At 41.3% G+C, this 13,990-nt stretch carries 9 protein-coding genes; 6 read left to right on the top strand and 3 right to left on the bottom strand.

The annotated features are described in order from the left end of the window. Positions 1 to 79: 79 nt before the first annotated feature. The 4 genes from V7S75_RS04965 (at position 80) to V7S75_RS04950 (ending at position 7,745) form a co-directional block, all read left to right on the top strand. Positions 80 to 2,533, top strand: a complete 2,454-nt coding sequence (locus V7S75_RS04965) for a ribonucleoside-diphosphate reductase subunit alpha (protein ID WP_459511887.1) — start codon at positions 80 to 82, stop codon at positions 2,531 to 2,533. A 223-nt stretch (positions 2,534 to 2,756) separates the two neighbouring features. Continuing rightward, on the top strand, positions 2,757 to 4,199 hold the full coding sequence (locus V7S75_RS04960; protein ID WP_459511885.1) for a glycosyltransferase family 39 protein: 1,443 nt from the start codon (positions 2,757 to 2,759) through the stop codon (positions 4,197 to 4,199). Beyond that, complete coding sequence (locus V7S75_RS04955) at positions 4,199 to 4,825, top strand: lysoplasmalogenase (protein WP_459511882.1); 627 nt, start codon at positions 4,199 to 4,201, stop codon at positions 4,823 to 4,825. Before V7S75_RS04960 ends, V7S75_RS04955 begins: the two co-directional genes overlap by 1 nt. Before the next feature lie 10 nt (positions 4,826 to 4,835). Next, positions 4,836 to 7,745 (top strand): FAD-binding and (Fe-S)-binding domain-containing protein, encoded by a 2,910-nt coding sequence (locus tag V7S75_RS04950; protein WP_459511879.1) that lies wholly within the window; start codon positions 4,836 to 4,838, stop codon positions 7,743 to 7,745. Here the strand turns inward: V7S75_RS04950 and nagB are convergent. Beyond that, positions 7,742 to 9,643 carry a glucosamine-6-phosphate deaminase gene (gene nagB, locus V7S75_RS04945; protein WP_459511878.1) on the bottom strand — a complete coding sequence of 634 codons (1,902 nt, stop codon included), beginning with the start codon at positions 9,641 to 9,643 and terminating at the stop codon, positions 7,742 to 7,744. The two genes, V7S75_RS04950 and nagB, sit on opposite strands and share 4 nt — an antisense overlap. Before the next feature lie 10 nt (positions 9,644 to 9,653). Beyond that, positions 9,654 to 9,863 carry a helix-turn-helix transcriptional regulator gene (locus V7S75_RS04940; RefSeq protein WP_377975285.1) on the bottom strand — a complete coding sequence of 70 codons (210 nt, stop codon included), beginning with the start codon at positions 9,861 to 9,863 and terminating at the stop codon, positions 9,654 to 9,656. Positions 9,864 to 10,026: 163 nt separating this feature from the next. Between V7S75_RS04940 and V7S75_RS04935 the strand changes: the two genes are divergently transcribed. Together V7S75_RS04935 and V7S75_RS04930 are read left to right on the top strand one after the other, a co-directional pair. After that, entirely contained in the window at positions 10,027 to 12,402 is a 2,376-nt protein-coding gene (locus V7S75_RS04935) for a TonB-dependent receptor (protein WP_459511875.1), read from the top strand. 1 nt (position 12,403) lies between these two features. Continuing rightward, on the top strand, positions 12,404 to 13,309 hold the full coding sequence (locus tag V7S75_RS04930; RefSeq protein ID WP_459511873.1) for a DUF4249 domain-containing protein: 906 nt from the start codon (positions 12,404 to 12,406) through the stop codon (positions 13,307 to 13,309). Position 13,310: 1 nt separating this feature from the next. Here the strand turns inward: V7S75_RS04930 and porT are convergent, their stop codons facing one another. After that, the gene (gene porT / locus V7S75_RS04925) at positions 13,311 to 13,988 is read right to left on the bottom strand and encodes a type IX secretion/gliding motility protein PorT/SprT (RefSeq protein ID WP_459511871.1); all 678 of its coding nucleotides are present in this window, start codon (positions 13,986 to 13,988) and stop codon (positions 13,311 to 13,313) included. Positions 13,989 to 13,990 lie beyond the last annotated feature (2 nt).

The following is a 13,990-nucleotide window of genomic DNA, read 5'->3' as shown; positions in this document are numbered from 1 at the left end:
AATCTTAGTTGGGAATCTTATTGTGTTTAGTTTGGCTTGTACCGAAATGATTATTCTAATTTATATTTTATAGAAACACATGTACGTAATTAAAAGAGACGGTCGTCGCGAATCTGTCAAGTTTGACAAAATCACAGCTCGCATAGAGAAGTTGTGCTACAGCTTGGATCCATTTTTTGTTCAGCCTTTAGAGGTGGCAAGAAAGGTTATTTCGGGTTTATATGATGGGGTTAAGACGACTGAATTGGATAATTTAGCAGCAGAAACAGCGGCTTCTTTGACAACAAAGCACCCAGATTACGCAACTCTTGCTGCGCGTATCGCCATCTCAAATCTGCATAAAAACACGTTAAAGTCATTTTCTGCGACAATGAAGCGTCTTTACACGTACATTGATCCGAAGACAGGACAAAACGCAGCATTACTTTCTAAAGAAGTTTTTGACATCATCAAGAAGAATGCGGTAGAGCTGGATGAAGCGATTATCTATGACCGGGATTTTGGTTATGATTACTTTGGTTTCAAGACATTAGAGAAATCTTACTTATTGAAGTTGGATGGTGCAATCGCTGAGCGTCCTCAACACATGTTAATGCGTGTGGCGGTAGGTATCCATGGAGCGGATATTGCAGCAGCTATTCATACCTATAATTTATTGTCGGAGCGCTGGTTTACGCATGCTACTCCAACCTTGTTTAATGCAGGTACTCCAAAGCCTCAAATGTCGTCATGTTTCTTGCTTGCTATGCAGGACGATTCGATCGAAGGAATCTATGATACATTGAAGCAAACGGCTAAGATTTCTCAGTCGGCGGGAGGTATCGGTTTAAGCATTCATAACGTTCGTGCAACGGGTTCATATATCAAAGGGACGAATGGTACATCGAATGGTATTATTCCTATGTTGCGTGTATTCAACGATACGGCACGTTACGTGGATCAAGGGGGTGGAAAGCGTAAAGGATCGTTTGCGATTTATTTAGAGCCTTGGCATGCAGATGTATTTGATTTCTTGGAATTGAAGAAAAACCACGGAAAAGAAGAAATGCGTGCGCGTGACTTATTCTATGCCTTGTGGATTCCAGATTTATTCATGAAGCGTGTAGAAAGCAACGAGGAGTGGTCATTGTTCTGTCCACATGAGTGTCCAGGTTTATCAGATGCTTACGGCGAGGAATTTGAGGCATTGTATCACAAATATGAATTAGAAGGCAAAGCACGTGCTACTGTGAAGGCGCAAGAGCTTTGGTTTAAAGTATTAGAGTCGCAAACAGAGACTGGTACACCATATATGTTGTACAAAGACCATGCGAACAACAAGTCAAATCAGAAAAATTTAGGTACAATCAAGTCTTCGAACTTGTGTACTGAAATCATGGAGTACACATCGAAAGATGAGGTTGCCGTATGTAACTTGGCTTCATTAGCCTTGCCAAAGTATGTTCGTACGAACGAGCAAGGAGTATCTGAGTTTGATCACGCGAAGTTGTATGAAGTAACGAAAGCTGCAACGGTCAACTTGAACAAAATCATTGATGTTAACTACTACCCAGTTCCAGAGGCTCGTAATTCAAACTTACGTCACCGTCCTATTGGTCTAGGTGTTCAAGGATTAGCTGACGTGTTCATTATGTTGCGTATGCCATTCGAATCTGAAGAGGCGAAGCAACTGAATAAAGATATCTTCGAAACGATCTATTTCGCTGCGATGGAAGCATCCATGGAATTAGCGAAAGTGGAAGGTCCTTACTCAACTTGGGAAGGTTCACCCATCTCAAAAGGTATTTTCCAATTTGATATGTGGAATGTGACTCCATCTTCAGGAAACTGGGATTGGGAGAAATTGCGCCAACAAGTTGTGGAGCACGGTGTACGTAACTCCTTGTTAGTTGCACCAATGCCAACGGCTTCTACGAGCCAAATCTTGGGTAATAACGAATGTTTTGAACCATATACATCAAATATCTACGCACGTCGTGTGTTGTCAGGAGAGTTTGCTGTTGTGAATAAGCACTTGTTGAAAGACTTGATCAAATTGAACTTGTGGAATGAATCCATGAAAAACAAGTTGATCTCTGCCAACGGATCTGTTCAAAACATCCCAGAGATTCCACAAAACTTGAAAGATCTTTACAAGACGGTTTGGGAGATTAAGCAAAAAACCATCTTAGAAATGGCCGCAGATCGTGGTGCTTATATTTGCCAATCTCAAAGTTTAAATATCCACATTCAAGATGTGAACTTTGGTAAATTAACATCTATGCACTTCCACGCTTGGAAGTTAGGTTTGAAAACAGGTATGTATTACTTACGTACAAAAGCCGCTGCTGACGCGATTAAATTTACAATCGAGAAACAAGCAGATGTGGCAATCGAGCAATCGAATGATGTACACGAGACAGAATTGCAATATGCCGCACACGCAGCACAAGCAGCTGCCGCAGCTTCATTCCAAACAGATGATGCGCAAAATCGTGCTGACATGACATGTTCATTGGATAATCCAGAAGCATGTGAGGCTTGTGGCTCATAATCAATGGATGAATTAATTTGTTAAAATCACCTAGTCGAAAGATTAGGTGATTTTCATATTTTAGGATACGATGCAAATAAAGAAAGAACTGTATTTTTTCGTTTTTCTCGGACTAATTCTATTAGCTCTTTTTTTACGCGTTTATCATTTGGGACAATTCAGTCTTTTCTCCGACGAGCGATCGAGTGTCTTGTTAGGCGTCGCCAACACAAATCAAGGCGGGATGGGTGAATTAATGCGTCCTGACAAGACCTTTACACCTGCTGATTTTTGGGCTCCGCGAGGGATAAAATCCTGGTTGGATGCTGATGCTCGCGGTGATGTTAGCGGGAATAGTCTTGTACATGATATGATGCTCAAGCTATTTGCTTGGTTATTTGGTAAAGGGGATGCAGCCATGCGGAGCGTTTCCGTCATGTTTAATATGTTGACGATTTGGGTGATGTTTCGCTGGGCCCGACAATTCAGCAAATCAAACCTTTGGACTCTCGCGATTGTCTTCTTTGCTGCCATTGAACCTTTCTTTGTAATCTATAGTCAGCAGGCTCGTAATTATGCCACTAGTTTATTTTTTACAACGGCCTCGAATTACCTCTTTTGGTTATTGGTTATCAAACGAGAAGGGGAATTAAATGGGAATAAAAAATACCTTGCGCTCTGGGTATTAAGTTCAATAGGTGCATTGTTTAGTACTTATTTGACAGCTTTAGCACTCGTAGGGCAGTTTGTTTATATGGCCTTTTTTGTACGTAATCGGACCATTTGGCTGCGAATGACGACGCGTTTGGGTTTAATTCTTGTTCCATTTGTTGCTTGGTTTATTTGGGGACCTGCACGTTATTTCATGGGATTTCAAGCAAATGCCGCGGAACAATTAATTACTTATATTCGAAAAAATGGGGAAATTCCAGGCTGGTTAGAATTCGCGACGCCTGCAAATCTTTTTAAACGCACGATTTCGATTTTGTCCGATCACTTTTTCTGGACAAACGACCTGTATGTCAAACATGGTTTTAAAATTGGAAGCGTCCTGTTAGTTGGCTTTCTCTTTTTGATCTATCAATGGATCAAATCGTTGGATCGTGCAAGTCGGGGAATATATGTCTTGGGAATTATTCAAATTCTTTTGCCCGTTGTATTTCTATTTGCTGCTGCTGTAAATGCGGGTACGACTTCTGGCTTTTTCCTACGTTATGCTTGTTTTGGCTTGCCTTTTGGAATATTTCTGTCGGTAGGCATATTTGATTATATCTTGAAACAAGCGATTTGGTACCGGATTTTTGCCTTTGTTTATCTGTTGGCTCAGACCTATCAATTGGTTGCCTTATTTGTGCCTCTCTATTCAGATCAGCATCAGAAATATACCTTTTCTGTGAATCGTGGACCGAATCCATATCCCAGTATTGCCGCTAAAATACAAGCCCAATATCAAAAGGGTGATACCGTTGTGTATCCTTCATCCAAAGCCAATATTTTGGATTCAAAATACCTTCGCAATTTGGTTATCGACCCCTTGGATGCGCAAAATGTTAACCTATATCTGAATGAAACGGATTCCTTCATTCAGCGAGTTGATCCAGTCATGCAGGATTCTGTCCTTATTAAAAAAGCCGATGGCAAAGTTATCGTGCTATTTGATTTCAAAAAAGGCAAATACAGATACTGATGAAAGCAAATCGTGTGCTTATCGCTTATGGCCTAGTTGCATGCATGGAATTGCTTGCTAGCCATTCTGCCATTCGCTATGTTACTAAGCCCTTGTTGATGATTTTATTGGGAATTTTTGTCTTCGGCTATGGCTTAAAACCTGCTATGCGAAATTCCCTTTTATTTACATTGCTTTTTGCTTGGTTAGGGGATGTTTTTTTGCTGATTCCAGGTGATGCTGCCCTTTATTTCCAATTGGGCTTAGGTTCTTTCTTGGTCATGCAAATGGCTTATATAAGACAGTTTGTCAAGCTAGGTGCGCTACGTTGGTCCTATTTGTTGATTCCCGTTTTGGTCTATATCATCGGTTTTTTAGGATTTTTGTATCCCAACCTACCTGCAGCCCTAGTACCTCCAGTGGTGGTTTATGCCCTGGCTTTAGGTTCCATGTTATATTTTGCTTTTCAAATTCCTAATATCGAACTCCGTTGGGGCGCTTTTTTATTCGTTGTTTCTGATAGCTTATTAGCTTTTGGTAAGTTTTATTTTGAATATCCGTGGAATTCCTTTGCGGTCATGTCGACTTATATCCTAGCTCAATTGCTACTAATCCGCGCTTTGTGTAAATTGCACATTCAGCGATAATTACACGTACATGGATGCTCAAGTTCTCAATCAATTAGCAAGTCAATTACAAGGTGCTTTGCACACGGACAACGTGATGCGAACGCTGTATGCCACAGATGCATCGGCCTATCGGGAGATGCCTTTAGGCGTTGCGATACCTGAGACGATTCAGGACATTGAGACCTTGATTCAATTTGCTGACCAACATCAAATTCCGTTGATTCCGCGTACTGCTGGTACTTCATTGGCCGGTCAGGTTGTAGGAAGTGGATTAGTTGTTGATGTTTCTAAACATTTCAATCGAATTCTGGAGGTTAATGCCGCAGAATCCTATGCTTGGGTTGAGCCAGGTGTCGTGCGTGACGTGTTGAACGTGGAGTTGAAAAAACATGGTTTGTTTTTCGGACCTGAAACATCAACGGCAAATCGTGCAATGATTGGCGGTATGCTTGGAAATAACTCTTGTGGTTCGAATTCTGTTGTTTATGGCTCTACGCGGGATCATATCTTGGAAGTTGAGGGATATTTGTCGGATGGAACTTTCGTGCATTTTAAAGCTGAAGATCCACATCAAACGGTACAAACATTACAGCCGGGTTCGCGCTTGCATAGTATATATGCACAAACTTTAGCAGCACTTTCAAATCCCAAAAATCAAAAAAATATCAACGACGAGTTTCCGAAGCCAAGTATTAAGCGTAGAAATACGGGGTATGCGGTGGATATGTTGTTAAATACGGATGCATTTGTGGCTGATAAACCAGCCTTTAATTTTTGTGCACTTTTAGCTGGTTCTGAAGGAACTTTGTGCTTTGTGACACGTATTAAAGTTCACGTCGATCCGTTGCCACCAGCACATTTGGGTTTGGTTTGTGCGCATTTTAATAACATTGATGAGGCTTTACGCGCAAATTTAATTGCCTTGCGCTTTAATCCATCCGCTTCTGAGTTGATGGATCATTATATTTTAGAATGTACCAAAGCAAATGCCGAACAGAGTCTAAATCGTTTTTTCGTGGATGGAGACCCGGGAGCAATTCTGGTTGTGGAACTTCGTTCTGACAATGCTGATGATTTAGCTACTCAGGCGAAAGCAGTAGAAGAAGCGATGTTAGCTGAAAACCTCGGCTATCATTTTCCATTCGTTACAGGTGGAGATGTAAAAAAGGTTTGGGATTTGAGAAAAGCGGGCTTAGGCTTGTTGTCTAACTTGCCAGGTGACGAAAAAGCCGTTGCGGTAATTGAGGACACTGCGGTCGATGTGAATGACTTGCCTGCTTTTATTGCCGAGTTTAATGAGATTCTCTCTGAAAATAATTTGTATTGTGTACATTATGCACATGCGGGTTCCGGAGAATTGCACTTGCGACCAATCATTAATTTAAAGACAGAGGAAGGCCACAAGCAATTCCGACACATTGCAGAGGAAATTGCTCATTTGGTGAAAAAATACCAAGGGTCCTTGTCGGGCGAACATGGCGATGGCCGTTTACGTGGAGAATTTATTCCTTGGATGGTGGGAAAGGCCAATTACCAATTGATGCGTGAGCTAAAATCTTGGTGGGATCCGAAGGGGATTTTCAATCCGAATAAGATTGTTGATACGCCACCAATGGATACCTTTTTGCGTTATGAGGCAGGCCAACAAACTCCTGAGTTCAAAACAGCCTTCCGTTATCAGGATCAAGATGTTTTGCAACATGCCGAGCAATGCAATGGTTCGGGGGATTGTAGGAAGACGCCTGTTTCTGGCGGTACGATGTGTCCGTCGTTTATGGCAACACGTAATGAAAAAGAAACTACACGTGCACGTGCGAATATCCTTCGGGAATTTTTAACACGCTCAACGCAAGCTAATCGCTTTAATCACAAAGAAATTAAAGAGGTAATGGATTTGTGTTTAGCTTGTAAGGGTTGTAAAGCAGAATGCCCTTCCAATGTCGATGTGGCTAAATTGAAGATGGAATTCTTGTATCAATACCAAAAGGAAAATGGTACACCATTACGCAGTTGGCTTGTGGGTCATTTTGCCTCTGTATCTGCATATGCATCACGGGTACCTTTCCTCTATAATTTGGTGATGGGAACGCCATTTTTACGTCGGATTTCTAATCGTATGGTCGGATTTCATCCGGAACGTACGATGCCATTAATGGCTAAACAAACTTTATGGTCTTGGTTGAAAGGTCGTCATTCGATTCAGTCATCCAAAGCCGTATATCTATTTGTAGATGAATTCACGAACTTCAATGATGCTGAAGTTGGACGTAAGGCAGTGTTATTGCTTGAAGCTTTAGGTTATGAGGTGCGTACCTTACAGCATCCGATTTCGGGTAGATCATTCTTGTCGAAAGGTATGCTTGATGAGGCACGTAATTTGGCACAAAAAAATGTCGAATTATGGTCGGGGCTTGCAACTGCTGAGACTCCTTTAGTAGGGATTGAACCTTCCGCTATTTTGACATTCCGAGATGAATATCCTGATTTAGTGTCGGATGCGTGGTTAGAGAAGGCGCAAGCATTGAGTAAAAATGTATTGTTATTAGAGGAGTTTATTGCGCGGGAGGCGGATGCCAAACGTATCAATGGAAAAGCATTTTCAAGCGAAAAGAAATTGTTGAAGTTGCATGGGCATTGCCAACAAAAATCCATGAGCTCTTTGGTAGCTGCTAAAAAGGCTTTGTCGTTGCCTGCTAATTTTGAGGTTCAATTGATTCCTTCAGGATGTTGCGGGATGGCAGGATCTTTTGGTTACGAAAAAGAGCATTATGATTTATCCATGCAGATTGGGGAATTAGTTTTATTCCCTACAGTTCGCTCTCAACCAGCCGAAGTGGAAATTGTGGCATCGGGTACGAGTTGCCGACATCAAATCCACGACGGTACGCAACGCCATGCGAAGCATACCGCCGAGGTGTTATTTGAGGCTTTGGCTTAGAATTTCCAACGAACAAAGGCTTCCATGGCCTCGTATTCAGCTAAACCGAGTGCATTGTAAATTTGAGCAGTGCCTCGGTTTCGTTCTTCCGCACGTTGCCAGAATTCACGCGAATCTTCTCCTTGGAAAACAACACCATCTTTTTGTGATTGGTGTTTGAAGATACCCATTCGTTTTTTAAATACTTGGTCAGGGGACATGGGAACTGCCATTTCGATTTGATCGATATCCCATTCAGCCCACGCCCCTTTGTATAGCCAAACCCAACAATTCTTCATGTATTCACGATGTTTTAGGCGTTGGATTGCTTCAAAGATGGCATCCAGGCAGACTTTATGTGTACCGTGCGGATCTGCTAAATCGCCCGCAGCATAGATTTGATGCGGTTGGATTTCTTCGATGATATCCATAATTAATTGGATATCTTCTTCTCCGATGGGTTTCTTGCGTATAGTTCCCGTTTCATAAAAGGGCATATGTAAGAAATGTGCATTTTCTTTTTTGATTCCCACGAACCGACAAGTATTTTTCGCTTCGCCTTGTCGGATGAGGCCTTTGATCTCGCGAACAGCTGGAATATCTAATTCAGAATCCTTCTTGTTTTTTAAGAACTTAACTGCCTCCTTGTAGATTTTATTGGCTTTTGCATTCGAGCTTTCAAATTTTTCATTGAAGTCAACGACAAATTCTGCGAATCGTAACGCTTCATCATCTGCAACGGCGATGTTACCTGAAGTTTGATAGACTATATGTACGTCGTGCCCTTGATCATGTAAACGCTGGAATGTTCCGCCCATGGAGATGATATCATCGTCTGGGTGGGGGCTAAAAATGATGACTTTTTTCTTGGCAGGGAAAGCGCGTTCAGGTCTATGCGTATCATCTGCATTTGGTTTTCCGCCTGGCCAGCCTGTGATCGTATGTTGTAAGTAGTTGAATACTTCGATGTTGATGTCGTAGGCCTGTCCGTATAGGGAAAGCAAGTCCGACATGCCATGCTCGTTATAATCTTTACTGGTCAACTTTAATACGGGTTTGCCTAAATGAAGGGAAAGGTGAGTTACCGCTTTTTTGATCATGTTGCGGTCCCAGGTAACTGAGTCGACTAACCAAGGTGTTTTGATACGTGTCAATAAGGATGCAGCCGTTTCATCGAGAATGAAAAGTGTATTCGGGTGTTGCTGTAAATAAGTGGCCGGGATGTCAGATGTGATAGGACCTTCTACGGCTTTGGCAACACTTTGTGCTTTGTGTTCTCCCCAGGCTAATAAAACGATGCGTTTGGCTTGCATGATTTTATCGATTCCCAGCGTGATTGCACGCTTAGGTACTTTTTCTAGTCCACCAAAATCAATGGCAGCATCAATCTTGGTTGTGATGTCAAGTGTCATCAAACGAGTTTTGGAATTGATAACCGACCCCGGCTCATTAAATCCAATGTGACCATTACGGCCGATTCCAAGCAAGTAAAAATCGAAACCACCTAATTTTTCAATTTTGGCTTCGTAGTCCCGACAGAATTCTGGAATTTTTTCAATCGTTAATGTTCCATCCGGAATATGGTAATTTGTTACCGGTATATCGATATGATCAAAGAGTTGTTCGCGCATAAATCGAACGTAACTTTGGATAGAGTCCGGTTCCATTGGGTGGTATTCGTCCAAATTGAAGGTGATGACATTTTTGAAACTCAGCCCTTCCTCTTTGTGCATTCGAATAAGTTCCTGGTAAACTTTTTTAGGAGATGATCCGGTTGCTAGACCTAGAATAGTTGGCTTTCCTTCCTTGTTTTTTTGTCGGATAAGGGCTGCAATCTCCTGGGCAACGGCTTTTGATGCTTTTTCTGAATCATCAAAAATTCGGGTTGGGATACGTTCAAAACTGATGGCTTGTTCCATAATGGTTCATTTAGAGGGATTTGGCAGAAACGACGATGAAGTCGAGTTCCAATGTTTCAAATAAGCGTAATATTGTTTTTATGGCGGGATTGCCTTTTCCTAATTCAATGGAATGAATGGTTTTTACGGCTACCCCGCTTTGCATACTAAGGTCCTCCTGTTTTAAGCGCAGGGCATTTCTTTTTTCGCGAATGATCTGACCAAAAATTGTTAAATCCATTTTAGTGCTTCGTGTAAAGCAAATGTAGCGAAAGTATTTGTTTTATTTTTATTTCGGTAATATATTACCTGTTTTGTAAAAAAAATGAAATAAATGATAATATGATAATCGGTAAAACTTTTAGGCCCTCGGCACGTTATATTTGTGTCTTGAATTGAGCGATATGATTTTTAGAAAAATAGTTTTTAGTTTATTGTGCTTCTTGCCCTTTGGTTTATTGGCGCAAAAAGCCACGATTAGTGGATATGTGAAGGATGTTTCCAATGGAGAAGGATTGATTGGTGCTAGCATTTACATCAAGGAACTGAAGGTAGGTAATGTGACCAATACATATGGATTTTATAGTTTGTCTGTACAGCCGGGTGAATTTACTTTAGTCTTTTCTTCGTCAGGATTTGCTAAACAGGAGCGGAAAGTGACTTTTGCGGGTAAAAACCAGACCCTAAATATTGAAATGCAGCCTGAGTCGAACGAGCTAGCGGAGGTAAAGGTCTTAGCGAAAGCGGTTGATGAAAATGTGCGTGGCATTGAGATGTCGGTGAATAAAATTGATATTAAAACAATTCGAAAAATTCCAGCCTTATTAGGTGAGGTTGATTTAGTTCGTGCGATTCAATTGTTACCAGGTGTATCTACGGTAGGAGAGGGTGCTTCGGGATTTAATGTGCGAGGGGGAGGTGTGGATCAAAATTTGGTTTTATTAGATGATGCGCCTGTTTATAATTCATCTCATTTATTTGGTTTCTTTTCAGTCTTTAATCCAGATGCGGTCAAGGACGTGAAGTTGTTTAAGGGAGGTATTCCATCGCAATATGGTGGTCGTGTTTCATCAATTTTGGATGTGAAGATGAAGGAAGGAAATGCCAAAAAACTCGAGGTGAATGGAGGTATTGGGGTCATATTCTCTAGACTTTCCATTGAGGCCCCTTTAATTAAGGACAAGGCTTCATTCATCGTTGCCGCTCGTCGGTCTTACATCGATATCTTGGCTAAGCCCTTTTTGACAGGTAATAATGCGGATGCGGCATTTAATTTTTATGATTTGACCGCCAAAGTGAATTACAACATTAATACCAAGAATACGGTATTCTTATCGGGGTATTTTGGGCGTGACGTCTTCGGAAATGGGTTTGGTTTTAACTGGGGAAATAGTACGATTTCAGCACGATGGAATCATGTATTCTCCAATAAGTTGTTCATGAATGCGACAACTTTCTACAGTAATTACGATTATTTGTTGGATTCTGATTTGAAAAACAAACGACCTTCAGATGCATTTCGTTGGACATCAAATATTAAAAACTTAAGCTTTAAGCCGGATTTTACCTATTATGTCAGTCCGGATAATACACTGACTTTTGGTGCGCAAGTTTTAAGCTATCAGTTCTCACCTGGGAAAGCATCAGCTTCCTCTAACGGTGATAAGCGCGAATTTGGTCAAGTGGACAAGAGTGGTGTCGAACTTTCTGCCTATGTGGGGGATGAGTGGAAGATTAGTCCACGCATTTCCATTCAATACGGAGTAAGATATTCAAATTATGATTACAAGAGTGATAATGGGGAATATTATGAGCGTATCCCAGTTGCACCAAGTATCGAAAATCCCACGGGATATACATTGAAGTTAATTCAAGTATCGCCTAGTACTTCTGTGGCGAATTATGGTAATTGGGAGCCTCGATTTGCCTTGAATTTAAAAGTAGGCGAAAGTTCCTCATTAAAGGCTTCTTATAATCGATTAGCTCAATATGTTCATTTAATGTCGAATACAGCGGCATCTACCCCTTTGGATGTGTGGACTTCTTCGACAAACAATATTAAGCCACAGATTGCTGACCAAGTGGCTTTGGGTTTGTTTAAAAACGTAGGTGAAAGTGGTAACGATTATGAGACTTCGGTCGAAGTTTATTACAAGGAAATGCAAAATCAAATTGATTATGCAGACCGAGCGAATCTATTTTTAAACCCTTTGTTTGAAAAGGATTTATTGTTTGGAAAAGGAAGAGCTTATGGTGCCGAGTTTTTTGTGAAAAAAAATGTGGGGAATTTGACGGGTTGGGTAAGTTATACGCTCGCAAGAACTGAGCGATTAATCGAAGGACTGAATAACAATGAATGGTACGTCAATCGATATGATCGGACACATACCTTAAATGTTGTGGGGCAGTATGCTCTCTCCTCCAAATGGTCATTTGGAGCTAATTTCGCATACATTACGGGTGTTCCTTATTCAATTCCATCACAAAAATATATTTTTGATGGGATAGCTTATCCACAAACGATCGCAGGAACACGGGGTAATATACGGGTTCCCGACTACCATCGCTTGGATCTTTCTGCCACAAAAAAGAATAAAAAGGCCTTGTTTGGAAAAGGTAGTTCTGAATGGGTATTCTCAGTTTATAATGTGTATAATCGAAAGAATCCATTTTCAATTTATACCCAGCCGAGTGATGCCAATACATTAAAAACAGAAGCGGTTCAATTGTCAATTATTGGATCTTTTGTACCCGCTGTCACCTATAATTTTACTTTTTAAGATGCGCTATTTCATCCTGTTTTTTGCTTTATTTTTGATGTCATGCGAAGAGGTAGTGACTTTAAATAGTCCCCAATCAAATCATTACTTGGTTGTAGAGGCTACATTAACCAATTTGCCAGGCCCCCAAAAGATTGTTTTGACACAGTCGCAAGATTATTTTGATAATACAGCCGTGCCGCCTATAAAAGGTGCGGAGGTGATTGTGCGCGACGATGCATCCAATGAATTTAGGTTTACTGAAAGTGCCGAAAATCCGGGAACCTATGTGTGGGTTCCTTCGGTAGCTAAACCTCAATTTGGACAAGTGGGGCGGAATTACCAATTAAGTGTCAAGGCAGGGAATGATGTGTTTATCGCTTCTGCCATGATGAATCCGGTGCCACCGATTGATTCCATTGCTTACAAAACGGCTACAGCGAATCCGCGTCAAGCAGGAGAAGGGAAGCCCAAAGAAGGATTTGAGGCCCGTTGGTTTGCGAATGATTTAAAAGGGGAGGGAAGCAGTTATCGATTGAAGTATTATAAAAATGGAGTGCTGTTCAATGCTCCATCTAACCTCGTTATTTTCTATGATTCTGCGCTTCAGAAGGTGGCAGGTACGGATGGGCTGATGTTTAATTTGCCGATTCGTGCTGCGATTAATCCGGAATTGTATGTTGCAAATGATAAAGTTAAAGTCGAGCTATATTCTATCTCGGTGGATCAATTCAGCTTTTATTCGCAGGCGCGTTTGGAGTTGAATAATGCCGGTTTGTTTTCTCGTCCTGCGGCGAATATACCAACCAATATCAAGAATACGAATGCAGCGTCTAGCATGCAAGGAGCAGGATGGTTTGGCGTTTCAGCAGTATCTTCTTTGGAAACTACGATTGATCCTGCCAAAGCGAGAAAGAACATGCCTTAATTTATTCGAAATTGATGACCAGCGTCACGGTATGTGACCGGATATCATTCAGTTTGGAGTATGGGCCACCCACGGATGGTGGCACATACAAATTCAAGAGTCCGTGTGAAAATCGGATCTCAGGAGTGAATTTGAAAAATTGAAAATATTGTTCGAGACCAAAGCCGTATTCCAAAGAGAGATCAGTTGTGTTTGCACTCAATGCGGTACTTTTTTTCTTGACATTCGCCTCAACTCCTAGTTTAAATCCACCCAGGACGTACATACGGTGATTTTTCCGACGAACGGACCGTAATTTTAATAGTAAGGGCACTTCAAGCCAGGTAGATTCCCTCCAAAGTGGCGTATTCGCTTCACTCTTGAATTGGATTTCTCGTTCGTACAATGCAATATTGATGCCGGACTTTAATTCCCAATGTTTATCGATGGCATAATTCACAAGTCCCCCAATTTGAAAGCCGAAATTTCGAGGTGATCGAACGGAATCGATTGTTCCTAAGATATTTTGATCCGCCTGCATGAAATAATTGGAGGATGCAAATCCGAACAAGAATCCAAAGTGAATGGGTTTCTCGTCATAATATTCGTGAAAAATACGAGTATACTTGCTATGCTGTCCCCACGATTGGAAGGTTAGCAATAACAAGCAGAATGCTCCTATATTTCGAATGATTCGCACGA

The organism is Aquirufa sp. TARAVU-A1A (assembly GCF_054558675.1).
The sequence above is the reverse complement of the archived record's forward strand: the minus strand, read 5'-3'. Positions and strand labels throughout refer to the sequence as shown.